The sequence below is a fragment of the Croceibacterium segetis genome (genome assembly GCF_011320115.1).
GTDB classification, from domain to species: Bacteria; Pseudomonadota; Alphaproteobacteria; order Sphingomonadales; family Sphingomonadaceae; genus Croceibacterium_B; species Croceibacterium_B segetis.
This window is the reverse complement of sequence record NZ_JAANOZ010000013.1, coordinates 1-21,934: the sequence shown is the minus strand read 5'-3', so window position 1 is coordinate 21,934 and position 21,934 is coordinate 1. Positions and strand designations below refer to the sequence as shown.

Annotated in this window: 23 protein-coding genes; 7 read left to right on the top strand and 16 right to left on the bottom strand. The window is 66.4% G+C overall.

The window, feature by feature from the left end:
- Nucleotides 1–433: 433 nt before the first annotated feature.
- Entirely contained in the window at nt 434–772 is a 339-nt protein-coding gene (locus tag G7B69_RS13450) for a response regulator (RefSeq protein WP_166180131.1), read from the top strand.
- Here G7B69_RS13450 and G7B69_RS13445 read toward each other — a convergent pair.
- Entirely contained in the window at nt 769–1,761 is a 993-nt protein-coding gene (locus G7B69_RS13445) for an aldo/keto reductase (RefSeq protein WP_166180129.1), read from the bottom strand. The two genes, G7B69_RS13450 and G7B69_RS13445, sit on opposite strands and share 4 nt — an antisense overlap.
- A gap of 78 nt (nt 1,762–1,839) precedes the next feature.
- Between G7B69_RS13445 and G7B69_RS13440 the strand changes: the two genes are divergently transcribed.
- The gene (locus G7B69_RS13440; protein WP_166180127.1) at nt 1,840–2,850 is read left to right on the top strand and encodes an NAD(P)H-dependent flavin oxidoreductase; all 1,011 of its coding nucleotides are present in this window, start codon (nt 1,840–1,842) and stop codon (nt 2,848–2,850) included.
- A gap of 127 nt (nt 2,851–2,977) precedes the next feature.
- A complete protein-coding gene (locus G7B69_RS13435) occupies nt 2,978–3,481 on the top strand; it encodes a hypothetical protein (RefSeq protein ID WP_166180125.1) in 504 nt (167 codons plus the stop codon).
- On the opposite strand, the gene G7B69_RS13430 is transcribed toward G7B69_RS13435, so the two are convergent.
- The 3 genes from G7B69_RS13430 to ligM form a co-directional block, all read right to left on the bottom strand.
- Nucleotides 3,478–4,536 (bottom strand): hypothetical protein, encoded by a 1,059-nt coding sequence (locus tag G7B69_RS13430; RefSeq protein ID WP_166180123.1) that lies wholly within the window; start codon nt 4,534–4,536, stop codon nt 3,478–3,480. The genes G7B69_RS13435 and G7B69_RS13430 overlap by 4 nt on opposite strands.
- Nucleotides 4,533–5,216, bottom strand: coding sequence for an alpha/beta fold hydrolase (locus G7B69_RS13425; RefSeq protein WP_166180121.1), 684 nt, complete (start codon nt 5,214–5,216; stop codon nt 4,533–4,535). Before G7B69_RS13425 ends, G7B69_RS13430 begins: the two co-directional genes overlap by 4 nt.
- 109 nt (nt 5,217–5,325) lie before the next feature.
- Complete coding sequence (gene ligM, locus G7B69_RS13420; protein ID WP_166180118.1) at nt 5,326–6,735, bottom strand: vanillate/3-O-methylgallate O-demethylase; 1,410 nt, start codon at nt 6,733–6,735, stop codon at nt 5,326–5,328.
- A 116-nt stretch (nt 6,736–6,851) separates the two neighbouring features.
- Here ligM and G7B69_RS13415 point away from each other — a divergent pair, with 116 nt between their 5' ends.
- Nucleotides 6,852–7,253, top strand: coding sequence for a VOC family protein (locus G7B69_RS13415; RefSeq protein ID WP_166180116.1), 402 nt, complete (start codon nt 6,852–6,854; stop codon nt 7,251–7,253).
- A 330-nt stretch (nt 7,254–7,583) separates the two neighbouring features.
- Here G7B69_RS13415 and G7B69_RS13410 read toward each other — a convergent pair whose 3' ends face one another.
- Nucleotides 7,584–8,756, bottom strand: a complete 1,173-nt coding sequence (locus G7B69_RS13410) for an alpha/beta hydrolase (protein ID WP_166180114.1) — start codon at nt 8,754–8,756, stop codon at nt 7,584–7,586.
- A gap of 269 nt (nt 8,757–9,025) precedes the next feature.
- On the opposite strand from G7B69_RS13410, the gene G7B69_RS13405 reads away from it, so the two are divergent.
- Together G7B69_RS13405 and G7B69_RS13400 are read left to right on the top strand one after the other, a co-directional pair.
- A complete protein-coding gene (locus G7B69_RS13405; protein ID WP_166180112.1) occupies nt 9,026–9,385 on the top strand; it encodes an ArsR/SmtB family transcription factor in 360 nt (119 codons plus the stop codon).
- Entirely contained in the window at nt 9,366–9,866 is a 501-nt protein-coding gene (locus tag G7B69_RS13400) for an SRPBCC family protein (RefSeq protein ID WP_166180110.1), read from the top strand. The genes G7B69_RS13405 and G7B69_RS13400 overlap by 20 nt, the downstream gene beginning before the upstream one ends.
- A 37-nt stretch (nt 9,867–9,903) precedes the next feature.
- Here G7B69_RS13400 and G7B69_RS13395 read toward each other — a convergent pair whose 3' ends face one another.
- The 11 genes from G7B69_RS13395 to G7B69_RS13345 form a co-directional block, all read right to left on the bottom strand.
- Complete coding sequence (locus G7B69_RS13395; protein WP_166180108.1) at nt 9,904–10,809, bottom strand: TauD/TfdA dioxygenase family protein; 906 nt, start codon at nt 10,807–10,809, stop codon at nt 9,904–9,906.
- Nucleotides 10,810–10,833: 24 nt separating this feature from the next.
- On the bottom strand, nt 10,834–11,844 hold the full coding sequence (locus tag G7B69_RS13390) for a zinc-dependent alcohol dehydrogenase family protein (RefSeq protein WP_243415180.1): 1,011 nt from the start codon (nt 11,842–11,844) through the stop codon (nt 10,834–10,836).
- 30 nt (nt 11,845–11,874) lie between these two features.
- Nucleotides 11,875–12,660 carry a glutathione S-transferase family protein gene (locus tag G7B69_RS13385; protein ID WP_166180106.1) on the bottom strand — a complete coding sequence of 262 codons (786 nt, stop codon included), beginning with the start codon at nt 12,658–12,660 and terminating at the stop codon, nt 11,875–11,877.
- Between the two features lie 2 nt (nt 12,661–12,662).
- On the bottom strand, nt 12,663–13,409 hold the full coding sequence (locus tag G7B69_RS13380; RefSeq protein ID WP_166180104.1) for an SDR family NAD(P)-dependent oxidoreductase: 747 nt from the start codon (nt 13,407–13,409) through the stop codon (nt 12,663–12,665).
- Nucleotides 13,409–13,864 (bottom strand): protein tyrosine phosphatase family protein, encoded by a 456-nt coding sequence (locus tag G7B69_RS13375; protein ID WP_166180102.1) that lies wholly within the window; start codon nt 13,862–13,864, stop codon nt 13,409–13,411. Before G7B69_RS13375 ends, G7B69_RS13380 begins: the two co-directional genes overlap by 1 nt.
- Nucleotides 13,861–14,730, bottom strand: coding sequence for an amidohydrolase family protein (locus tag G7B69_RS13370; protein WP_166180100.1), 870 nt, complete (start codon nt 14,728–14,730; stop codon nt 13,861–13,863). The genes G7B69_RS13375 and G7B69_RS13370 overlap by 4 nt, the downstream gene beginning before the upstream one ends.
- Entirely contained in the window at nt 14,727–15,788 is a 1,062-nt protein-coding gene (locus tag G7B69_RS13365) for an aromatic ring-hydroxylating dioxygenase subunit alpha (RefSeq protein ID WP_166180098.1), read from the bottom strand. The genes G7B69_RS13370 and G7B69_RS13365 overlap by 4 nt, the downstream gene beginning before the upstream one ends.
- An 8-nt stretch (nt 15,789–15,796) precedes the next feature.
- Nucleotides 15,797–17,311 carry an aldehyde dehydrogenase family protein gene (locus tag G7B69_RS13360; protein ID WP_207786024.1) on the bottom strand — a complete coding sequence of 505 codons (1,515 nt, stop codon included), beginning with the start codon at nt 17,309–17,311 and terminating at the stop codon, nt 15,797–15,799.
- A 126-nt stretch (nt 17,312–17,437) separates the two neighbouring features.
- On the bottom strand, nt 17,438–19,600 hold the full coding sequence (locus G7B69_RS13355; RefSeq protein ID WP_166180096.1) for a PQQ-dependent dehydrogenase, methanol/ethanol family: 2,163 nt from the start codon (nt 19,598–19,600) through the stop codon (nt 17,438–17,440).
- Nucleotides 19,601–19,617: 17 nt separating this feature from the next.
- Entirely contained in the window at nt 19,618–20,394 is a 777-nt protein-coding gene (locus tag G7B69_RS13350) for a glutathione S-transferase family protein (protein ID WP_166180251.1), read from the bottom strand.
- Between the two features lie 2 nt (nt 20,395–20,396).
- On the bottom strand, nt 20,397–21,167 hold the full coding sequence (locus G7B69_RS13345) for a glutathione S-transferase family protein (RefSeq protein WP_166180093.1): 771 nt from the start codon (nt 21,165–21,167) through the stop codon (nt 20,397–20,399).
- A 235-nt stretch (nt 21,168–21,402) separates the two neighbouring features.
- Here G7B69_RS13345 and G7B69_RS13340 point away from each other — a divergent pair.
- Nucleotides 21,403–21,934: uroporphyrinogen decarboxylase/cobalamine-independent methonine synthase family protein (locus G7B69_RS13340; protein WP_479928800.1), on the top strand; the 532-nt coding region annotated here is incomplete at its 3' end.

Below are 21,934 nucleotides of genomic sequence, written 5' to 3'. Positions count from 1 at the left end.
CAGAGGCCGCCCAACGACTCTGCCAGCATCTTGGCAGGCGAGATCGCGGCGCCGCGTCGCTCAACGGCATGTCGGTCTTGCCGACCGACGAGACATTGATGTCCTGCAAGTCCTCGATCGACATCCGCCGGAGGGTTCGATTTCCTGAGCGAGGGCGGCATGCGGCAAGCCGACAGGGAGCAGCACAGTGGCGTGGGCAGCCGAAGGCGTGAGGCCGAATGGGCGCACTGCGGATGCCAATGAATCCCCGTTTCCCTCACGACCGGGCTCGTGCCTCCGACCTTGGAACCAACTCAGGCAACTGCCGTTGGTTCCGCTGGGCATACCCTCATGTTCCGGGACGGGGGAACAAATTCCTGCTAACGATTGCCAGTTAGCACCGGTAGCGTGCAGTTACCGGCCGTTTCGCAAGATGAGGAAAGACAAGCGGAAAATGGCGAAAATTCTGCTCGTCGAGGATGAGATGCTGGTCAGGGAGCTGGCGTTCGAGGACCTGACCGACGCCGGGCATGACGTCACCGCGGCCGGGAGCGGCGATGAGGCCCTGGTGATTCTGCGTCGCGACCAGAGTTTCGATGTGCTGTTCACCGACATCCGCATGCCCGGCGAAATCGACGGCTGGCAGCTGGCCGAAGAGGCCCGCGAACTGATACCCACCTTGAAGATCATCTTCGCCACCGGGCTCAATGACGACGCCGGATGGAAGAAGCCGGAAGACCGGATGCTCGCCAAACCCTACCGCAAGGACGAGCTGCTCCAGGCGCTCGCCTAGCGTTCGGAATCGAGCATCGCCATCTGCGCCGCGGCATAGCGCTCGCCCTCCACGGCGTCGGGCGGGATTGCCGCTTCCAGCTCGGCGAGCTGATCCCGGCCCAGCCCGCGCTCGAGCGCTTCGACGGCTTCGGTCACCCGGCTCGGCCGGCGCGCGCCGACCAGCGGCACGATGTCGTTACCCTGAGCGAGCACCCACGCGAGCAGCGCTTGCGCACCGGTCATGCCGAAACCTTGCGCAACCCGCGCAATTTCGGCCGCGACGTCGAGGTTCTTGAGTCCTGCCTCGCCCTGGAAACGAGGCGCGTGGTGGCGGAAGTCGCCGGGAGCGCCGGCGCCGGGTTGCCAGCCGCCGGTCAGCAGCCCGCGGCCGAACACGCCATAGACGGTGAGACCGATGCCGAGCTCGCGGCAGGCCGGCAGAACGGCGCGCTCGATGTTGCGGGTGGTCAGCGCATACTCGATCTGCAGGTCGCTGATCGGATGCACCGCACTCGCTCGGCGCAGCGTCTCGGACCCAACCTCGCTCAGGCCGACATGGCGCACCCAGCCGGCCTCGATGCATTCGGCGATCGCCCCGACGGTGTCTTCGATGGGCACGTTGGGATCGAGTCGCGCGGGGCGATAGATATCGATGTAATCGACGCCGAGGCGCTGCAGCGTGTAGGCGAGGAAGTTCTTCACCGCGATCGGTCGCGCATCGTAGCCGTTCCAGCCGCTGCCGTGATCGCGCAGCGGGCCGAACTTGACCGACAGCTTGTAGCTCTCCCGCGGGACGCCCTTGAGCGCCTCGCCGATCAGCATCTCGTTGTGGCCCATGCCGTAGAAGTCGCCGGTATCGATCAGGTCGATCCCGGCATCGAGCGCGGCGTGGATGGTGGCAATCGCCTCCCCGCGGTCGGCCGGGCCGTAGAGGCCCGACATGGCCATGCAGCCGAGCCCGATCGCCGAGACTTCGGGCCCGTTCTTGCCCAGCTTGCTTGTCTGCACGATTCGCCTCCTGCTTGCCGCTGCCTTCCGGCTACCCTAAAGCCCCCGGCCACCGCCAGTTCCGCGTGAAAGACCGCCATGCTCAAATACCCCAAGACCCAGGCCCTGATGCAGCGCGGCTGCGATTTCCTCGGGGCGGAGTATGCGATCCTGTGCGGCGCGATGAGCTGGGTCTCTGAACGCAATCTCGTCTCCGCTATCAGCAACGCCGGCGGATTCGGGGTGATCGCCTGCGGAGCGATGACGCCCGAACTGCTCGACCGCGAGATCGCCGGGACCAAGGAGCTGACGAGCAAGCCGTTCGGCGTGAACCTCATCACGATGCACCCGCAGCTGTTCGACCTGATCGAGGTCTGCGGCAAGCACGGCGTCGGGCATGTGGTCCTCGCCGGCGGCATCCCGCCCAAGGGCAGCGTCGAGGCGATCAAGGGCCACGGCGCCAAGGTCGTGGTCTTCGCGCCGACGCTGGCGCTAGCCAAGAAACTGCTGCGTTCAGGCGGCGATGCCCTCGTAATCGAGGGCATGGAAGCCGGCGGCCATATCGGGCCTGTCTCGACCAGCGTGCTGGCGCAGGAAATGCTTCCAGAACTGAGCGAGGAATTCCTGGTGTTCGTCGCGGGCGGAATCGGGCGCGGCGAGCTAATTGCCGGTTACCTGGAAATGGGCGCTGTCGGCGTGCAGCTCGGGACCCGCTTCGCCTGTGCGACTGAATCCATCGCCCATCCGGACTTCAAGAAAGCCTTCTTCCGCGCCAACGCGCGCGACGCGGTGGCGAGCGTCCAGCTCGACCCGCGGCTGCCGGTGATCCCCGTCCGTGCGCTGAAGAACAAGGGTACCGAGGAATTCACCGCCAAGCAGCGCGAGGTCGGCCTGCTGCTTGACCAGGGCAGCATCGACATGGGCGAAGCGCAGCTCAGGATCGAGCACTTCTGGGCCGGTGCGCTCAAGCGCGCGGTGATCGACGGCGACGTCGAGAACGGCAGCCTGATGGCCGGCCAGTCCGTCGGCATGGTCACCCGGGAAGAGCCCGTGGCCGAGATCATCGCATCGCTGATGGCCGAGAGCGAGGCCGCGCTCGGGCGCCGCTGACGCACGCTTTGGCGGACCGGTCATCGGTCCAGCCCAAACCGCCGTCCACTAGTCGGTTCGGGGATACCGCAGTCGTCGGTCTTCAGCCTAAACCCGCCGGCGCAGGGGTCTTGCGAAGGGATCGGACGTGAACGCGTACGGGAGATATGAGGGTGGCGCCGCCGCGCGCCAGCGGACGACTTACGACTTCGGCGCTTTGCCGCGGTCGAACACAATCGATCTTGATTACGTGCGTGCCAGCGGGTTGGCGCAAGTGCGCCTCCAGCTCGCCGTGCTGTCAGGTAATCGCCGCGGCGCACTGCGCGAGCTCGACCGGCTCGTCGAGATCGACCGGCAGATCGAAGCCGGCCAGTTGTTCGGCGAAGGGCAAAACGCTGGCCTGAAGGCCCATCTCGAGGAGCAGCGAGAGGCGATCGCCTCGGAGAAGCTGGTGCTTATGGCTGCCGTCGAGTTCCCGCGCCTCTCACCGACGGAGCGGAGCGCCGAGATTCCGCAAGAAGAGGGAGAACTCGGGGTCGTCGAAGACACCGAGTTCGCCCGCAAGCTGCTATACGGCCTTGCTGGAGTGTTGACCGTCATCGCGATCGGGACGGCCCTGGCGTTCGGCGTGCCCCTGCTCGCGGCGCTCTAGTTGCCGGCCTTTCCCGCTGCCTGGCGCCGCCCGGCGCGTGTGGCGAGGATGTTGTTGCGGATCGCCATGTTGCCTTCCTGGCACGCGTATTCGTAGAACTCGTAGCCGTCGTCGCGAGTCCAGGTGATCCGCGCCGTCCACGGGGCGGTGAATACCTCGGGATCGGCGTAAGACAGCTCGTAGACCAGCGCGCCCGGCCCGGTGCGGGTGAAGCGCTCGAGCACCTGCGCCTGCGGGCTCACGGGAATCGCGTTGTTGGCCGGGGTGCCCTGCGTCGCCACGTTGAGCGGCGAGGCGGCGCGCCGCGAGACGTCGTGGGTGGCGCCGTCGCCGACCCGGATGTTGCTCGTCTCGACGACCAGCGTCTGCCCTTCCCAATGACCGAGGCTGTCGCCCATCCACGACCGGACGGCTTGCGGCCAGTGCTCGCGGCTGCGCAACGGGATGATCCGGTCGCCGAGCATCTCGAAATGGATCACGACGTAGCCGGGCGCCTGGAACACCCGGATGCCGTTGTTGTAGCGGAACGGCAGCATCGAGGCGGGGAAGCCGCGGGTGATGCAGCGATCCCATGTGTCGAAATCGTCGAGCCAGTCGTAGGCCTGGCCGGGAACCCAGCTCGAGCGGCCGGCGGCGCGGAGCGCCTCGGCTTCGGGCCGGAGCGGTGGCAGCTTGCCGTTCGCCGGGCTGACCAGCATCGAGGTGCGGCGCGCAAACGGCTCGGCGCGCATCCACGCCTCGAGGCCCTTGGTTCCGCGCGCGTTCTCCTCCGAGTAGGCCGCGTCGGAAGCCTTCGCCGCTTCGAGCCGCTTGGCGAACTCGGCATCGGTCAGCCAGACCCGGCCGGCATATCCATCGGGCCGCTGGAAGGCGATGCGGCCATTGTTGATCATGTCGAGCGTGTAGGTGGCGCGCAGGTCGGGATCGCCCCATTCGGTCTTCGGCGCCGCGTAGGCCGAGGGAACCGGCGGCAGGACCGTCAGGTCGGCCGGAACGTCCTGCGCCGCGGTCGGGGCGAGCACCGCCGCGGCCAGCGCCAGCGCGCCCCAGTTCACGCGACGAGGCCGAGCAATATCGCGGTGGTCTGCTCGGGCTGGTCGGCCATCACGAAGTGGCTCGCCTTGCTCTCGTGATGCGCCCAACCGCCCTCCGCCTGGACTTGCAGCGAGAACCGGCGGAACGGCGTCGGCCCCCAGTCGGTGGCGAAGACGTAAGTGCGGCTGGGGATCTTGGTTTCCTCGCCGGTGTAGCGGACCGCCTCGAGCAGCGTCAGCAGCGGGTGGCGGCCGACCTGGCCGGGGACCGGCTCGAAATCGACCGAGCCGATCGGCGCGACGAGGCCGGGGGTGTGCTTCTGGCTGTCGATGTACCAGTTGTGCTCGAAGTCGCCGGTGATGTCCCACAGGCTCTCGCCGTCGCCGGGCAGGAACGCATCGATGTAGACGATCGCGTCGATCCGCGCGCCGAGGCGGGTAGCGACGCCGGTGACGACCATGCCGCCGTAGGAATGGCCGGCGAGCACGAAGCGCTCGAAGCCGGCAGCCGCGACCTGCTCGCAGACATCGTCGATGTGGTCGGTCAGGGTGATGCCGGGGTGCAGCTCATCCGAGCGGCTGCCGAGGCCCCTGAGCCGGGCGACCAGAACTTCGTGCCCGGCCGCGCGCAGGTCGGCCGCAGTCCTGTCGTAGCTCTGTCCGCCGCCCCAGGCGCCGTGGACCAGCACGTAGTTCGCCATCGCTCGCTCTCCCTCTTGCCTCGCGATCTTGCCCGGGGCGGGGCCCTTAGACAAGAAAGGGGGAGGGGCCTTGCGGCGCCTCCCCCAGATCTTTTCGCTGCGGATCGGCTCAGGCCGGTTCGGCGACGCGGCTGGTGCGCCAGCCTTGCGCGTAGGTATCGGCGGCCATCTTCGAGTACGGCACCGGCGAGACGATCGCGCGGACCGCGAGCTGCTTGTGCGGCTCGACCGTGGTCTTCTGCGTGTTCGGGTCTTCGCCCCACAGCACGTGAATCTCGGTCCCGAGCGGAATCTCGTGATCGACGGTCGCCAGGCTGAGCGCCTTCTTCTCGTTGTACGAGTAGCCGGTGAACATCGACAGGCCGATCACGCTGCCGTCGGCATCGACGACCGAGTCGTAGTTGCTGTTGGCGTAGTTGGCGAGCGGGAGGTCGAAGAACTTGTACTGCTGACCCTCGGGGTCGAACATCGAGCCCTGGATCTTCTTCATGTCGTCGGCATTCCACTCGAGCGTGACCTTCTTGCGCTGCACGCTCGGGTCGATCTTCTTGAGCGCGTCGGCGCCGATGAAGTCGTGGTCGAACTTGACGAACGGGCCGTAACCCAGCTCCCACGGGTTGAGGTAGTAATCCTCGATCGACTTGCCGACGAACGAGCCGCCGATCGCGCCGGTGGCTTCGTAGCTGTCGGCGCCGAGCCACTCGCGGTAGTCCTTGAGCTCGTCGCCGGTGTAGATCGGCGGCAGCGGGCTGGGGATCCAGCCGGATTCGAGGGTGTTCGAGGGGTAGGCGCGCGAACCGACGGCGATCAGGCCGAACTCTTCACCGGCCTTGAGAATCTCGTCGCGGATGTAGTCCTGGTCCTCGTACGGGCCCCAGATCTCGAGACCCGGCGAACCGGCCATGCCGTGGCGCAGCGTGCGCACGGTCTTGTTGCCGATCTTCATCTCGCTCATGTTGAAGAACTTGAGCTTCTCGAGCGTCTGGCCGTTGAGCTTCTCGATCACGTCCCATGCGCGCGGGCCCTGTATCTGGAAGCGCCAGGAGATGCGGCTGACCGGCTTGCCCATCGGGCGGCTCGGCGAACGCGGATCGTTGATGATCTCGACGTTGTAATTGCCCTTCTGGGCCTGGAACATCAGCCAGTTGGCGGCCGGCGCGCGGCCGACGTAGACGAACTGCTCGGGCGCCAGGTAGAAGATGATGCCGTCACCGATCACGTGGCCGTAAGGCGTGGTGGGCACGTACTGCTTGGCCTTGTTGACCTCCCACCCGGCGGGCGAGTTGACCATCGTGTCCGACAGCAGCTTGAGCGCGTCGGGACCGTTGATGTAGAGGTCGAACATGTGGTGCGACTGGTCGAACAGCACCGCGCTGTGCTGCCAGGCCCACTGCTCGGAGCGCCAGTTGGAAAACTCGGGCGCAACGACCGGATAGACGTAGGCACCGATCTGCGAATTCCGCAGCTTTTCGACGATATTCGGGGTCTTCTGCAGAATCTGCTCAAGATTCTCGGCCATCACAAACTTCCTCTCACTTGTGAAAGAATCATATATGCGAAAATTGTATGCGGCGCATACAATATCTGGCATGTGACGCAAGGGGAAAGCGGTGCCCTGTTAACGAGGTAAGAGGCATGAACGTCGAGGCGCTCGATCACGTCAACATCATCACCGACCGGCTGAACGAAACGGCCGATTTCTATGGCCAGCTGCTCGGCCTCGAGAGGCGCGACGCGCCGCCGCCGCTGACGCCGCAGAACGCCACCTGGATGTTCGACGCCGAAGGCCGCGCGATCATCCACATCAACACCACCGACTGCCCGCGCACCTTCGATCGCGAGGTCCAGCCGGGATCGCTCACCGGCGCGCTGCACCACGTGGCGCTCAAGTGCACCGGGTACGACGAGGTCAAGGGCCGGCTCGACGCGATGCGCGCCGACTACCAGGAGAACCTGGTCAGCGCGATCAGCCTGCGGCAGATCTTCACCGCCGATCCCAACAACGTGCTGCTCGAGCTCAACTTCTTCGCCCAGTAAACGGCCGCAAGACAGGGTGACACTTTACGGACCCTGTCACCCGGGTGTCGCCCCTGAAACCCGCAGAAATCCGGGCTTTTCGGCCAGGGCGACAGGGTGACACATTTCCAGCAGCGTTTTCCAAGCCGCCCCTGGCGGGTGCCTCACCCGAGACCAACGATTTGAAAGAGCGGCCGGGACTGTTTCAGGTCCGGCGCGTGTAGGACAGCGGTTTTCGCAGCCGGATTGTCGATTGTTGGATTTGCCGCGAGGCCAGCCACGCAACATCGCCGGCTCTTCCGGACCCGATTCCGTCGATCCCGACAGGGGCCGTGTGCTGAAGCGCGCGCCTCAGTCGCGGAACAACAGTGGCGCAAATTCGTGAAGGCTGCGCCGCCATGAGAGAAACTCGTGCGCGGTGTTCGGCGATACATAGAACACGCTGTTGAAGCCCGAAGCCTTGAGCGCCTTGTGGTTGGCGACGGGGTCGAACGGAGGCGCGCCCGGCGGGGCGACGGCGCGCCGCTCAAGCTCGCGGCTGCCGTAGCTGACGAAGGCGAGCTTCACCTTCTCGCGGAAGCTGGGCGCTTTCGCCACATCGTCGGGTGAAAAGGTGCCGCCGCTGAACAGGCCGACGTAGCCGAACGTGTCGACGTTGGCGGTGGCAATCATCTTGGTCTCCATGCCGCCCATCGACAGACCTGCCATGGCCCGGTGGTCCCGGTCGGGAAGCGTGCGGAAGTGGCGGTCGATATAGGGAATCAACTCGTCGACGAGGACCGTCTGGAACGGTTTGATGTCGAACCGAGCGAGGCCGCCGGGGTCGCCGGGGCGAATCACGTTCGTCATGCCGTAGGTCATCACGATGATGAAGGGCCGCGTCGCCTTGTCGGCGATCAGGTTGTCCATGATCAGGTTGGCGTGGCCCTGGTTGCTCCAGGCCGTTTCATCCTCGCCCCAGCCGTGTTGCAGGTAGAGCACCGGATAGCGTGCGGCCTGGTTCGCTGCATATCCCGGCGGGGTGTAGACGAAGGCGCGCCGCTGGATTCCAGTGCTGGGAGACGGGAACAGGACCTGCTGCACGTTCCCGTGCGGGACGTCCTTCAGGGCGTAGAAATCCGCGTCGTGCGCGGGAATCTCGATGCCGCTCTCCCAGCGAGTCGAGCCATAGAAGTTCAGCGTCCCCGGATCGTTGAAAACGCCGCCGTCGACTTCAAGGTGGTAGTAGTGGAATCCCTCATCGAGCGGGCCGCTGGACGTGCCGATCCAGGAGCCATCGACCGCCTTGCTGAGCACGGTGCCTCCCTGTCCGCCGAGGCCGAGGCTGGCCTTGACGCTTTGCGCACCGGGCGCGTTGACGCGGAAGCGGACATAGCCTTGCGAATTTACCTGCGGGTATTCCTGCCCCGGCTGATTGAGCGAAGAGGGCCGGAAATCCTCGACGATCGCCGGCGCTTCGCTTTGCGCGAAGCTCGCCGTCGGCGTCAGCGCCGAAAGCAGGGCAAGGCTGACGGGCAAGAACATCGAGACTGCTCGTTTCACCGAATTCCCCCCCAATTGCCCGGCTCTGGCGGCCTCGTCGGATGGATCAATTACTCTGAGTATTCCAAAAGGCGCGGTGCAGCAACGCCGCACAGACCGATCGGCTTTGGCGCATCCCCTCCCTCGACGGGCTCTCGCACCGCCGCCGGATCGACGGCATTCCGGGGTTAGCCGCCGCCTGCCTCCGCTCGCGGCGGCCTCGAATTCGCGGCCCTTGCATCCCTCGGGAGGTCGTGTAGATAGTGAACTATATGGTTCAGTATTCAAGCCCCGCGCTCGATCTCTCGTTCGCCGCGCTGTCCGACGCGACGCGACGCGGCATCATCGATCACTTGGGCCGGGCCGACGCATCGATCACCAGTCTCGCCGAAAAATTTCGCATGACGCTGACCGGCATGAAGAAGCACGTCGCCGTGCTCGAACGGGCCGGGCTGGTCATGACGGAGAAGGTCGGGCGGGTGCGGACCTGCAAGCTCGGGCAAGGCGGTCTCGCAGCGGAGGCCCAGTGGATCGAAGCCCACCGCAAGCTGTTCGAGGCGCGATTCGACGCGCTCGACCAGGTCATTCTGGAAATGAAGCAGGAGCAGGACGATGAACGAACAAGCGAGTAGTCACGCCGCCGCGCAAAACCGCACGGTCGTCGAACGCAGGGGTGACCGGGAGCTGGTCGTCACGCGGGTGTTCGATGCTCCGCCAGGCACGGTGTTCGCGGCATGGAGCAGGCCCGAGCTGTTTCGGCAGTGGTGGATGCCCAGGTCGGTCACCGGTGTCTCGCTGCGGTCGTGCGACATGGATGTGCGCACCGGCGGAAAGTACTCCCTCGAGTTCGGCGCCGGGGGCCAGACCATGACCTTCTACGGCAAGTACCTTGAGGTCGTCCCCGACGCGCGCATCGTGTGGACCAACGACGAAGGCGAAGAAGAAGGCGCGGTCACCACGGTGACCTTCGAGGACCGCGGCGGCAAGACCCTGCTCACCTTCCACGAACTCTATCCCTCCCGGGAAGCGCTCGAGGAAGCGATGACGGGCTCGGCGGCTGGACTGCCGGAGCAGATGGATCAGCTCGCCGAGCTGCTTTCCGTCAAGGCGTAGCGCTCGCTCCCGGGCTCCGATGCTCGCGGCAGGCTGGCTAAGCCGCCTCGACCTTACCGCCCGCCGTGGTCGTGCGGTACATCTCGCGGCGGTAGCCGTCGTAGTCGTTGGGGCCGAGGTGCATGGTGCCGCGGTTGTCCCACAGCGCGACCATGCCCGGCTCCCAGCGCAGGCGGCAGGTGAAGGCGTGCTGGGTGGAGTGCTGGACCAGGAAGTCGATGATCGGCTTGGCCTCGAAGGTGGTCATGCCCTCGATCCCGTCGGCATAGGTGTCGCAGATATAGAGCGATTCCTCGCCGGTCTCGGGGTGGGTGCGGACGAGCGGGTGGTAGCTGCCGCGCTGGCCCTGCTCGAACTGCTCCTTGTCGGCGAAGGTGATCGCCTTGCCCATCAGCTTTTCCTGCGTGCGGACGTTGTTCGCCGCGCTCATGTGCACGCGCAGCCCGCGGAGCATGTCCTGATAGGTCTTGCTGAGGTGACGAAAGGCCAGCGCGCAGTTGGCCCAGCTGGTGTCGCCGCCGAACGGCGGGATCTCGACCGCGCGCAGGGTGGTGATCGCCGGGGGCTCCTCGAGAAACGGGCTGTCGGTGTGCCAGCCGCCACCGAACAGGCTCGCCGCCTTGGTGTCCGCTTCCTTGATGATCGGATGGACCTCGCGGTGGCCGGGCACGCCCTGGGTATAGGCGTCGACCGCGAACGGGCCCAGCCGGGCGCCGAATTCCTCGTGCTCGGCATGGGTCAGGTGCTGGTCGCGCAAGTACAGCATCTTGTGGCGGTAGAGCGCCTGCTTGAACTGCTCGAAGGCCTCGTCGCTCAAGTCGGGCAGGCGCACGCCGACCACCTCCGCGCCCATCGCCGCCGAGAGCGGCCGCACCTCGAAGTGGTTCGACTTGAAGGCGTGGTTGTCGAAATCGCCCGAGGGCGTGACGCGTACTTCCCACATGGCTGCTTACCTCTCTGGGCCCTCTTACAACTCGATGACCGTCTTGGCGAAGCTCTCGGGCCCCCAGGCATGGGCGTAAGCCTCTTTCGCCTGCTCGAACTTGAAGCGCGCGCCGATCAGCGGCTTGATGCCGTTGACGTCGATCGCCCGGTTGAGCGCCTTGGCCATCGCCGCCGAGCCGACGAAGATGCCGCGCATCGAACCCGCGGTCATCATCAGCCCGCGCGGGTTGGGCGCGCCTTCGGGGGAGAGCACGCCGATCAGCGCGACTTCGCCTTGCGTGCGCAGCGCCATCATCGACTGCTCGGCCGTGCCGGCGCCGCCGACTTCGACCACCTTGTCGACCCCGCCGAGGTTCTGCGCGATCCACGGGCCCCACTCGGGCACGGTCTTGTAGTTGACCGTATGCGCTGCGCCGAGGCCCTTGATCACCTCGAGTTTCTCGTCGGACGAAGAGGTGGCGATCACCTCGCAGCCCGTGGCGCGGGCGATCTGCAGCGCGAGCATCGACACGCCGCCGCTGCCGAGCACCAGCACCCGGTCGCCCGGGCGCAGCGCGCGCGGGCCTTCGTGGAGCGCGTTCCAGGCGGTGACGCCGGCGCAGGGCAGGCACGCGGCCTCGGCATGGTCGAGGCTTGCCGCCATCGGCACCACGCCGCTTTCGGGGAGCACGACAAGCTCGGCGAGCACGCCGGGCGCCATGCCGTCGCCGAGCGCCGGGCCCATCCGCGGCGGGCCTTCTTCCCAGCGCATGAAGAACGCGCTCTGGACGCGGTCGCCTTCCTGGAACTTCGTCACGCCCGGGCCGACCGCGGCGACGACGCCCGCGCCGTCGCTCAGCGGGATCGCCGGGGCCTTGAGCACGCCGCCGAAGTACTTGCCCGCCGCGACCGCGAAATCGCGGTAGTTGATCGACCAGGCGAGCATCTGGACCAGCACCTCGCCGGGGCCCGGCGTGGGATCCGGCAGGTCCTGCATGGATAGTTTGTCGAAGCCGTCGGAACCGGCGGGCAGCATCCAGGCACGCATCGTCATCTTCTCCCTTCGGGTGCGACCCCGGTGTCCTTACGAATGTTCGCGGCCGTCGCCGCCCCAGGTCCGCAGGCCCGGCTGGGTGCGGTCTTCGCCGGCGAGCGCCTCCTGCACCGCCGGCCGGTCGCTGATGCTTTCGCGCCAGCGGACGAGGTTGGGGTAGCGGTTGTCGACATCGAATTGCGGGAACATGCGGTTCACGCTCATTCCGCAATGCGAATAGAAGTTGATGTCGGCGAGCGTGTAGCGGTCGCCCGCGAGATAGGCCGTCTCGCCGAGCTGCGCCTCGACCTTGTTCAGCGCGTACTCGATCTTCTCGAGCGCGTGGTCGAGGTCCTTCTGCTCGAAGCCGGAGCGGGCGGTCATCCACTTCTTGCGCTGGTCGGGCAGCGGCACGTGGCTCATCAGTTCCTCGAACTTGCCGTCCTCGATCGAGCTGGCGATCACCCGCACCAGCCGGTGCCAGCCATGCATCGAGACGTAGTTCATCACCTGCTCGTCGACGAACTTGTTCCAGTAGCGCATCCGCGCCGCACCGACCGGGGTTGTCGGCCGCAGCGGGCCACTCGTCGGCTGGTCGCCGGGGAAGGCGTCCTCGAGGTATTCGTTGATCACCGTGGTGTGGGTGATGATCGTCCCGTCGTGGTCGAGCACCGGCACCTGGCCTTCGGGGTTGATCGCCAGGAACCAGTCCTGGTGCTGCTCGAACTTGTGCAGGTCGACGTAGACGCTCTCGTAGGCGAGGCCCTTCTCCTTGAGCGGGATCATCGACTTCAGCGAGTTCGCCATCGGTTCGGCGTGGTAGTATTTCAGTGCCATTGTCAGACCTCGATCGATTCCAGGACGCCGCCGTCGACCGCCCAGTCCTGCCCGGTGACGTGGCTCGCCGCGTCGCTCAGCAGGAAGGCGGCGACTTCGGCCAGCTCCTCGCAAATGCCCATGTGGCGCATCGGGATGCGCTGCTCGATCTTGCCCTTCTGCTCGGGCGGAATGCGGTCGAGCGCCTCGGTCTTGATGAAGCCGGGTATGATGCAGTTGGCGCGGACGCCCAGCGGAGCCATCTCGACCGCGATCGCCCGGGTGAGACCGAGTACGCCGTGCTTGGAGGAGACGTAGGCGGGGTTCATCGCCATGCCTCGCTTGCTGGCCATCGAGCCGGTGACGAGGATCACCCCGTTCTTCGCCTCGATCATCGCCGGCAGCACCTTCTGGATCGCCCAGAAGACAGAGATCAGGTTCACCCGGATGGTCTGCTCGAACACCGCCGGGTCGAACGCCACCGCCGGCGTGAACCCGCCGGTCAGCCCGGCGTTGGCGAACAGCCCGTGGATCGGCCCGAACTGAGCCGCGGCCGCGTCGAGCGCGGCGTCGAGCTGGTCCTTCTCGCCGACGTCGGCGGCGAAGCCGGCGGCGCGCTCGCCGATCCCGGCGACCGCCTCATCGAGCAGCTCCTTGCGCCGCGCAATCAGCGAGACCCGCGCCCCGCGGCTCGCCAGCAGCTGCGCGGTGACGAGGCCGATCCCGCTCGATCCGCCGGTGACGGCGATGTGCTGTCCGTGGAAGTCCACTACCGCTCTCCCGTCACGAACGCCCGCCACGGCTTCACGTCCGGATGGTCGGTCGTGTGCGGTGTCCAGATCTGTTCCATCAGCGCCCGTGCTTCAGCTTCGCTCATGCCGTGGTCGCGATGGTAGCGATAGAAAAAAGCAGAGACGCGGAAGTTCATTATGCAGTGGACGTGGACCGGCCGGTCATCGGCGTCGAGCGTGGCTGCGAAGGCGCGATAATGATGCTCGTCCGGCGCATCGAAGTGAACGGGGATATGCGTGTAGCGCAGGTCCGCAGCCCGCATGACCGCTTCGTCGTTCGGCAACGCTTCGGGGTGATCGGGCATCGCCAGATTGATGACGTGCTTCACGCCGATCGCGGCAAGCCGTTGCGGGTCGCCCGGCTGCAAACGTCCGGACGTGGTCACGCGCTCCGACAGCCGCAGCCAATTGCGAATGTCGGCGGGATCGCTCACGCCAGTCCCAGCACCCGCGCGGCGTTGTCCTTCATGATCCCCGGCATCACTTCCTCGCGGAAGCCGACGTCCTGCGCAGCGGCGATCCACTTGTCGGGGTGGATCAGGGGGAAGTCCGAACCGAACAGCATTTTGTGCTTCAGCTGGGTGTTGGCGTACTGGATCACCTGCTTGGGGAAGTACTTCGGGCTCCAGCCGCTGAGGTCGATGAACACGTTGTCCTTGTGCAGCGCCATGCTGAGGCTCTGGTCGACCCACGGCCAGCTCGGGTGGGCAAGGATGATCTTCATGTCGGGGAAATCGACCGCGACGTCGTCGATCAGCATCGGCTCGCCGTACTTGAGGCGCATGCCCCCGCCGCCGCGCATGCCGGTGCCCATGCCCGAATGGCCGGTGTGGAAGATCACCGGCAGCTTGTAGGCGTTGATCACCTCGTAGATCGGGTAGGCCATGCGGTCGGCCGGATGGGCGTTCTGGGCGATGCCATGGAACTTGAAGCCCTTGACCCCGTGGTTCTCGACCAGATCACGCGCCTCGCGGGCACCGTACTTGCCCTTGTGCGGGTCGATGCTGGCGAAGGCGAGGCAGATGTCGTCGTTCTTCTGCGCCTGCTCGGCGACTTCGTAGTTGCTCACCCGCTTGGCTCCCATCGCGCTTTCGCAGTCGACGGTGAACAGGCACAGGGCGATATTCGCCTCGCGGTAGATCTCGATGATCTCGGGCATCTTCGGCCGTTCGCGCGGGGCTTTGAAATAGGCGCTGGCGGCGTCGAAGAACTGCGCCATCACCGGGTCTTCCGGATCGTGGCAGCTGACCTCGGCGTGGACGTGGACGTCGATGGCGCGGATCTTGGCGAGGTCGATCAAGCAACTTTCTCCGGAAGCGAGGCGGCCGAGCTTTCGGCCTTGGCGAGCCGCTCTACCAGCCGGGTGAAGATCGTCACCCCCTTGTCGTGCGCGGTGGGCATGATCCGCGCGCCGGGCGAACGGTCGATGACCTTCTGCTGCGCCTCGATCATCGTCTTGTCCTCGCCGAACGCGACTCCGGCCATGGTCATCAGCTGGTCGCGCAACTTCTCGTCGCCGTGGCCGACGCGGGGACCCCAGCTGAAGAAATAGCGCGACTGTTTCGGGCCGAGCGGCGTCACTGCCTGGCTGGTGAAGGTCACCCCGGCTTGCGCGTCGTCGAGCGCCGGCGCCGCAAAGTCGAGCTTCTTGGCGGTCCCTTGCGGGTAGTTGCCGCTCCACATCAGCAGCACGCCGGGGATCAGGAAATCGTAAGTCATGTAGCTGTCGATCGGCACCGACGACTTGCGCGACGACTGTCCATGCGTGTCGACCATCCAGCGCGAGAAGCGCACCCCCCGTTCGAGCGGCTCGAGCCTCGGCAGGTTCTCGGCGAACTCGGGCCCGGCGCCGAAGCTGTTTGCGTGGACGTAAGTCAGATGGCTGAAGTCGAGCAGGTTGTCGTTGATCAGCTGCGCTTCGGCCGCATAGTCGAGATGGCCATGGCCGAGGATGTAGTCGGGATCGCTCAGGCCTACGGCCGGCGGGATCAGCGCGAGGTCGGCCTGCGCGGGGTCGCCCATCCACACCCAGACCCAGTCGTGCCGGTCGGCGACCGGGTAGGCTTTCACGCGGGCGTTCTTGGGGATCAGGTCCTGCCCCGGGATCGCCGCCACAGCGCCGTCCGGATCGTAGAGCAGGCCGTGGTACATGCAGCGCAGCCGGTCGCCTTCACAGCGCCCGAGCGAGAGCGGCGCCAGGCGATGGACGCAGCGGTCCTCGAGAGCGACCATGCGCCCGCTTTCACCGCGATAGATGACGATCGGTTCGTCGAGGATCGAGGCGGGGAACGGCTTCCCCGCCTCGAGTTCGTGGCTCCACGCCGCGACGTACCAGGCGTTGCGAACGTAGGCAGTCATCGCAGCACTTACAGCTTCATCAACACCGTCTTGGTCTCGAAGTAGGCCTCGAGTCCGAGCCGGCCCTGTTCGTGGCCGATGCCGCTTTCCTTGTAGCCGCCGAAGGGCAGCGCGGGATCGATCATCGCGTGAGTGTTGACCCATACCGTGCCGGCCTTGAGCCGGCTGGCGATACGCACCGCGGCGCTGACGTCCTTGGTCCACACGCCCGCGGCGAGGCCGTAGGGTGTGTCGTTGGCTTCCTTGACCACCTCGTCGAGGTCCTCGAAGCGCTGCGCCACCACCACTGGCCCGAAGATCTCTTCGCGCACCACGCTCATTTGCGGGTTCACGTCGGTCAGGATTGTCGGGCTGACGTAATAGCCGCCGTCGTTGCTGGGAACGTCGCCGCCCATCAGCACGCTGGCGCCATCGCGCTTGCCGGCTTCGATGTAGCCGAGCACACGCTCATGCTGCTCCTTGCTGACCAGCGGGCCCATGTGGCCTTCCGGGTCCAGCGAGGCGCGCGGCGCCCAGAAGTGCGCGGTCTCGGCCATGCCTTCGACCACTTTGTCGAACACGCTCTTGTGCGCATAGAGGCGGCTGCCGGCGACGCAGACCTGGCCCGAGTTGAAGAAGATCGCGCCCGCCACGCCCGGCGCGGTTTCGGCGATATCGACATCGGGCATGACGACGACCGGGCTCTTGCCGCCCAGTTCGAGGGTGACGTGCTTGAGCGTTTCGGTGGCGTTGCGGTTGATCAGCTTGCCGATCTCGGTCGAACCGGTGAAGGCCACCTTGTCGACGTCGGGGTGCTTGACCATCCGGTCGCCGGCGGTGTGGCCGTAGCCGGTGATGATATTGATTACGCCCGCGGGGACGCCGGCCTCCTGGATCAGGTCGGCCAGCCGCAGCGCGGTAAGGCTGGTCTGCTCGGCCGGCTTGAGGACGCTGGTGCAGCCGGAGGCGAGCACCGGGGCGAGCTTGAGGCAGGCCATCAGCAGCGGGAAGTTCCACGGCACGATCTGCGCGCAGACGCCGACCGGCTCCTTCAGCGTGTAGCCGAACATCGTCCCGGCCGGCATCGCATAGGGCGCCTGCGTCTCGCCGCCGGCCTTGCCGGCCCAGCCGGCCATGTAGCGGAAGTGCGCGGCGGCGCCGGGCACGTCGACCGCGCCGGCCATGCCCTTGGGCTTGCCGACGTCGATCGCTTCGAGTTCGGCCAGTTCGTCGGCATGCGCTTCGATCAGGTCGGCGATCCGATGCATGATCTTCTCGCGCGCGATCGGCGGCATGTCGCGCCAGCGGCCGTCGTCGAACGCGGTGCGCGCGGCGGCGATCGCACGGTCGACGTCCTTGTCGGTCGACTCGACGAACTTGGAGATCACCTTGCCAGAGGATGGATCCTCGACGTCGATCGTCGCGTCGCCGGAGCTGTCGACCCATTCGCCGTTGATGAAGAGCTGCGGCTTGCGACCGAGCGCCTTCTTCACGGCGTCCGAGTATTCGCGCTGCGTGCGGTTGATGGTGGTGACTTCGTTCATGCGATCAGGCTCCTTTTCCCGAAGCGATTCCCTGTTTGGTTAAACCTTTAGCAAATCGTGACGCGGCGGGCATCAACTGCGCCAACATTCTAACGACCGTTACAATTGCCGCGTCGCTGAGTCGAATCATGTCTTGCCTTTCATCTCGAGCGCCTTGTCCTCGTTGGCGCGCTGGATGACGTACTGGCGAACGGCCTCGGCATCGTCCGGGGTGAGCACGGCCTTCCACGAGACCATGCCGCGCTCGTGAAGCGCGCCGCCGATGACGATCTGCCTGAAGGCGTCGCCGCTGCCGAGAGTGCCCGAACGCCGGAGGTCGGGGTTGAGCGCCCCGGCGATCGCCGCGTCGCCGTGGCACACCGAGCAGTAGCGGCCGTAGACGTCGGCGCCGTGCGCCGCCTGCGCGGCAGTACCGGTGAATGCCGGCGGGTCGAGCACCAGCTTGTTCAGCGGCGGCGCCGGTGGCAGCTTGGCGGTGCCGCCGAGCTTGAACACCAGCAGGCGGCTGATGTTGCGCGGGAAGCCGGATTTGGCCGCGAGCAGCCCGGGGGCGATGTCCCAGACCCCGCCCCAGCCGGCGAGCACGGCGACGTATTGCTGCCCGTCGATGGCGTAAGTCATCGGCGCGGCGACGATCCCGCTCTGGGTCGGGAAGGTCCACAATTGCTTGCCGCTGTCGGCGCTGTAGGCGGCGAACTGCTCGGTCGCCGTGCCCTGAAACACCAGGTTGCCGGCGGTCGCCAGCGTGCCGCCGTTCCACGGGCCCTTGTAGTCGACTCGCCAGGCTTCCTTCTTCTTGACCGGGTCCCACGCGACCAGCGCGCCGGTCGTCCCGGCCATCGCCGCGTCGCGCACGGCCTGGATCGCCGGAAGCGCGGTGGCGGCGCTGTCGAGGCCGGTCTGGAATCCCTGTGCCGACGGCTGCCAGCCCTTCTTCGCCATGTACGGGAATCCGGCGTTGTTGGCCGGGATGTACATCAGGCCGGTCGCCGGAGAGTAGCTCTGCGGGTGCCACGAGTGGGCGCCGCCGGCTCCGGGGACCGAGACCCACAGCTTGCCGGTCTGCTCGTAGCGCGCCTCGGGATTGATCTGCGGACGCCCGGTGCTGGGGTCGATCCCGGTGGTCCAGGTCTGCGCGGTCCACGGGGTGCCGGAGACGAACTTCCCGCTCTTGGCATCGAGAATGTAGAAATAGCCGTTCTTCGGGACGTGCATCACGACGTGCTGCTGCTTGCCGTCGATCGTCAGGTCGGCGAGGGTGATCTGCGCGTCGCTGTCGTAATCCCAGCGGTCTTCGGGCGTTTCCTGATAGTGCCAGGCGTAAGCGCCGGTGTCGGCGTTCACCGCGACGATCGAGCTGGTGTAGAGGTTGTCGCCCGGCTTGCCGTCGGCGCCGGCCTTTTCGCGACCGTTGGCCGCAGGGTTCCACGGCTCGGCGTTGCCGGTGCCGAAGATCACCAGGTTGGTCGCCGGATCGTAAGTGATCGCGTCCCACACGGTGCCGCCGCCGCCGAGCTTCCACCACTCGCCGCCCCAGGTCTTCGCGGCCGCTTTCATGGCGTCGTTTTCGAAGCTCTTCGAGGGATCGCCCGGGATGGTCCAGAAGCGCCACAGCTCGTTGCCGCTGGCCCAGTCGAACGCGGCGATGAAGCCGCGCGCGCGGTATTCGGCGCCGCCGCTGCCGATGAACACCTTGCCATGCGCCACCCGCGGCGCGCCGGTGATCGTGTAGTTGGTGTGATCTGGGACGATCTCCTTGCGCCAGGCGACCGAGCCGTCCTTCTGGTTGAGCGCCACCAGGTACCCGTCGAGCGTGGCGAGGTAGACCTTGTCGCCGTAGAGCGCGACGCCGCGGTTGACCGCGTCGCAGCAGGCGACCGGCAGCGTTTCGCGCGGAACCTTGGGATCGTAGCTCCATTTCAGCGCGCCGGTCTTCGCGTCGTAGGCGTTGACCTTGCTCCACGCGGTCGAGACGTAGAGCACGCCGTCGTGCATCAGCGGCGTTGCTTCCTGCCCGCGCGCAGTGTCGAGGTCGGCCGACCAGGCCAGGCCGAGCTGGCCGACGGTCTTGTCGCTCACCTGGGTGAGCGGGCTGAAGCGCTGCTCGGCGTAGTCGCGGCCGTAGCTCAGCCACTCGTTGCCGTCGGCAGCGGCGATCATCGCATCGGTGACGCCGGTGGTCGGCCCGGCGGACGCCTCGCCGGCGCTCCCGCCCCCCGTGCTGGCGTTCTTGCACCCGGCCAGGGCCAGCGCGGCGCAAGCGGCAATGATCCAACGATTACGCAGCATCCAGGTCCCTCCCAGGACTAACCCCAGCGATTGATTTCAGGCCCCGGCGCGAAGGCGCGCGCGGGTGTGTCTGCCGTGGCCCGGGCGAGCGCTTTCTGCACGCTCGGCCGTGCTTCTACACGGGCCATCCACGCGAGGCAGCGAGCCTGCCCCGCGAAGGCGTCGGCTTCGAGTTCGCGCATCGACCGCAGCCAGGCGAAAGTCTCGAGATCGGCGATCGAGAACGGGCCCATCAGCCACGCGCGCCCGTCGGCGAGCTGCGCTTCCACCCGCGCGGCGAATTGCGCGACCTTGGTCTTCGAATCCTCGACCTTGGCGGCATCCACCACATCGTCGCGCAAATCCTGCCAGCGCTTGCGCTGATCCTCGCTGACGATGGTATTGGCGAGCTTGTCGAATTCTGCCGGGCTCATCGCCGCGAGCCGCTTCTGCGACCACGCCAGATTGCCGAGATAGGCCACCGCCGGCGACAGCCGTTCGGTCGCCTGGCGGCACCACATTAGCATCTGCCAGCGCGCGTAAGGATCGCTCGGCTGCAGGCCGCAGCCGCCGGTGGCCTCGTCGAAGTATTGCGCGAGGAACACCGCTTCGCTCATGGCCTCGCCGTCCACGACGAGGACAGGCCCTTCGCCTTCGACGGCGTAATCGAGTGCCGCGCTGTCGGTCACGTCGGGGAGCGCGTGACGTTCGCCTGCCAGCAGATCGATCGGCTGGGTCTCGATAGCGAGACCGCTCTCGTACAGCGCCGCCAGCACGCTCAGCGACGGCCCGTTCGGCTCGCCATGGTAGAGCATCGTCACGCGACGAACTCCCCCATGATCGCGTTGAAGCGGTCGGTGAAGCGGCCGCTGCCCATGGCCCAGGTCTGCTGCACTGCCGGGCGCCGATAGACGGCCTTGAGCCAGCGCCAGATGTTCGGCGTGATTTGCGGGCCGCACAGGTCGGCGTTGCCGACCGGCAGCATGTAAGTGGAATTGAAGATGTTGATGTCGGCCAGCGAGTACTGGTTGCTGGCGACGAACTCGCGCTTGCCAAGCTCTTCCTCGAGCATTCCCACGCCCTGGGCGATCCGGCGCCGGCTCTCGGCCAGCTCGCTTTCGCTGAACTCGGCGAACATCGCCTTGCGCCAGGCGGCGCGGCGTTCCGGCAGCGGAATGCGCGCGATCATCGCCTCGCGCTCTTCCTCCGGCTTGTGCGCCAGCGACGGGCCGACGAACGTGCACCAGCCGATCATCGAGAAGCTCGGGCCGAGCCACTGGTCCATGAACTTCATCCACCAGCGCACTCGCCAGCGGTCCCGCGGGTCGGCGGGCATGAGGTCGGGTCCGGGGAACGCGTCGTCGACGTATTCCATGATCGCGGTGCTCTCGGTCAGCACCCTGTCGCCATGGATCATCGCCGGGATCGTCCCCTGCGGATTGACCGCGAGGTATTCCGGCTTGTGCTGGTCGAACTGCAGCATGTCGATGTAGTGGCTGTCGAACGGCACGCCCTTCTCGGCGAGCGCCAGCATCGGCTTGCCCGAGTTGGCGTTCGGCTCCCAGTGATAGAGCGTGACGTCGGCCAATGAACTCTCCCGCGGCGCGCTTCCCCTTCCGGTCTTTGGGGCGGCCGATTTTTGTAAGCAATGCCTACAATCGCGGCCCGAGTCCGGTCAAGCAATCGTGAAAGGCGCACGATTGCGCCGATTGTGCGTTGCGGCAGAGCTCGGATTGGGATTATAAATGCGCCGTCAGTCGAGCGCGAGCCCGCGTTATGACCCTGGCTAAAGATCCATTCTTTGCCACGACAGGACCATCAACATGACTACCAAGCTGCCCTCACGGGCCGACCATGTCGGCTCGTTCCTGCGCCCGAAATCCGTCCTCGATGCGCGTGACGCGCGCGCGGCCGGAAGGATCGACGCCGCCGAATTGCGCGCGATCGAGGATGAGGCGATTGCCGATCTGGTCAAATGGCAGGAGAGCCTGGGCCTCAAGGCCATCACCGACGGCGAGTTTCGGCGGGTGTTCTTCCACACCGACTTCCTGCTCCAGCTGGCCGGGGTCGAGGAGACCGGCGGGATCAAGAAGGCGTTCAAGAACGACAAGGGCGTCGACGTGCACTTCGCCCCGCCGAAGATCGTCATCACCGGCAAGGTTGCGCACGTGAAGCCGATCCAGCGCGCCGACTTCGAGTTCCTCGCCGCCCATGCGACGCAGACGCCCAAGGTCGCCATCCCGAGCCCGACCATGCTCCACTTCCGCGCCGGGCGGGCGGGCATTCCCGAGGACGTCTATCCGACGATGGAGGAGTTCTACGCCGACGTCGCCGCGGCCTACCGCGCCGAGATCG

Coding starts and splice junctions, on each gene's coding strand:
- G7B69_RS13355 (WP_166180096.1), bottom strand. CDS start 19,600: ATGCTGCGTAATCGTTGGATCATTGCCGCTTGCGCCGCGCTGGCCCTG.
- G7B69_RS13450 (WP_166180131.1), top strand. CDS start 434: ATGGCGAAAATTCTGCTCGTCGAGGATGAGATGCTGGTCAGGGAGCTG.
- G7B69_RS13440 (WP_166180127.1), top strand. CDS start 1,840: ATGCTCAAATACCCCAAGACCCAGGCCCTGATGCAGCGCGGCTGCGAT.
- G7B69_RS13395 (WP_166180108.1), bottom strand. CDS start 10,809: ATGTGGGAAGTACGCGTCACGCCCTCGGGCGATTTCGACAACCACGCC.
- G7B69_RS13385 (WP_166180106.1), bottom strand. CDS start 12,660: ATGGCACTGAAATACTACCACGCCGAACCGATGGCGAACTCGCTGAAG.
- G7B69_RS13410 (WP_166180114.1), bottom strand. CDS start 8,756: ATGTTCTTGCCCGTCAGCCTTGCCCTGCTTTCGGCGCTGACGCCGACG.
- G7B69_RS13365 (WP_166180098.1), bottom strand. CDS start 15,788: ATGACTGCCTACGTTCGCAACGCCTGGTACGTCGCGGCGTGGAGCCAC.
- G7B69_RS13350 (WP_166180251.1), bottom strand. CDS start 20,394: ATGCTCTACCATGGCGAGCCGAACGGGCCGTCGCTGAGCGTGCTGGCG.
- G7B69_RS13425 (WP_166180121.1), bottom strand. CDS start 5,216: ATGGCGAACTACGTGCTGGTCCACGGCGCCTGGGGCGGCGGACAGAGC.
- G7B69_RS13405 (WP_166180112.1), top strand. CDS start 9,026: ATGGTTCAGTATTCAAGCCCCGCGCTCGATCTCTCGTTCGCCGCGCTG.
- ligM (WP_166180118.1), bottom strand. CDS start 6,735: ATGGCCGAGAATCTTGAGCAGATTCTGCAGAAGACCCCGAATATCGTC.
- G7B69_RS13400 (WP_166180110.1), top strand. CDS start 9,366: ATGAACGAACAAGCGAGTAGTCACGCCGCCGCGCAAAACCGCACGGTC.
- G7B69_RS13390 (WP_243415180.1), bottom strand. CDS start 11,844: ATGACGATGCGTGCCTGGATGCTGCCCGCCGGTTCCGACGGCTTCGAC.
- G7B69_RS13360 (WP_207786024.1), bottom strand. CDS start 17,311: ATGAACGAAGTCACCACCATCAACCGCACGCAGCGCGAATACTCGGAC.
- G7B69_RS13415 (WP_166180116.1), top strand. CDS start 6,852: ATGAACGTCGAGGCGCTCGATCACGTCAACATCATCACCGACCGGCTG.